This is a genomic window from Mucilaginibacter sp. P4_G9, assembly GCF_056400985.1.
Genome location: NZ_JBFUKF010000778.1, coordinates 1 through 1223, shown reverse-complemented (window position 1 = coordinate 1223; position 1223 = coordinate 1). Strand labels below are relative to the sequence as shown.

The following is a 1223-nucleotide window of genomic DNA, read 5'->3' as shown; positions in this document are numbered from 1 at the left end:
GTGCATTTTATTGTGTTTTATAAAATATAATATATGTATATTCGTTAAAGAAGAAATTTAATTTTTAAAACTATGCTTATCGGGAAATTTAATTTGTACAATGCCGAGTGGCTCGACCTTGTATTTGACCATCGCAACAAAGAATATGGCGCTTATGCATTAAGAAAAGATTACGGCCGCACCATGACGAAAGCCATGGGCCTAACCTTTGCAGGGCTTGCTGTTTTAGTAGTAGCCAGTATTGTTTTTAAACCCAAACCAGGAAAGATACTGGTTATGCGTGAAGTGCCGATATTGGATATAAAAATGTTGAAGCAGGAGAAATTAATTGAAAAACCAAAGCAGGCTAAAGCATCAGAGGCACCAAAGCCTGTTGAGCATATTAAAACTTTAGCAAGCCCGCCACCGGTTGTAGTTGCTGCTGATCCGATAGTTCAACCGCACACCACGGCCGAGTTACAGGCAAGCACTATTGGAAGTGTAGATAGCAAAGGGGATGATAAGCCGGGAAATGTTATTGCTGATAAGGACGCTGTCGGTGGTGGAGGTACAGGTCCGGTTGTTGATAACACGATACATGATTTTAACGGCCTGGAAGTTATGCCCGAACCTTTAGGGGGCGCAGCTGCCTGGAGCAAGTTTTTGCAAAAAAACCTGAGGTTCCCGGCCATAGCACAGGAGCAAAATGTGTCAGGGAAGGTATTTATGAGTTTTGTTATCGAAAAGGATGGTCAGTTATCAAATATAAAGGTTGAGCGTGGTGCAGGATATGGGTTTGATGAAGAGGCTACACGTGTATTAAAGCTGGCCAAGGCCTGGAAACCAGGGATGCAAAACGGGCAGCCGGTGCGCGTTAAATATGTAATACCTATGAATTTCCAATTGGCTGATCAATAGCGAGTATTGAAAAGCAGTTCGGATGGCGAGACCCGTTTGTGATGATGGTAGATAAGTGATGTGGTTTTAGCCCTGCATTATGCGGGGCTTTTTATTTTACCTCAACCAATATTTCCTGCTATTCTGTTATAGATATTTGATAGCATTACGTTACTGCTTTTACCTAACCGCATTCGTTTGGCGGTGCGGAATTCTTTAAACCCTTTTTTACGCAAAAATGTAGCAGCGTGTAAATTGTCTTTTGGGAATGCAACTTTATCGTTGGTATTAAGATGTAATTTCAGGAGTTCAATTCCTGCCACTGCTGTGTTCGCAATTATCAAACC

The 1223-nt window shown here is 41.9% G+C and carries 2 protein-coding genes; one reads left to right on the top strand and one right to left on the bottom strand.

The features are described 5' to 3' along the window. Window positions 1-72 precede the first annotated feature (72 nt). The gene (locus AC1DPZ_RS27580) at window positions 73-897 is read left to right on the top strand and encodes an energy transducer TonB (RefSeq protein WP_477409538.1); all 825 of its coding nucleotides are present in this window, start codon (window positions 73-75) and stop codon (window positions 895-897) included. Window positions 898-998: 101 nt separating this feature from the next. On the opposite strand, the gene AC1DPZ_RS27575 is transcribed toward AC1DPZ_RS27580, so the two are convergent. Next, window positions 999-1223, bottom strand: a 225-nt coding sequence (locus tag AC1DPZ_RS27575) for a GNAT family N-acetyltransferase (protein WP_477409536.1), incomplete at its 5' end; no start/stop codon positions are given.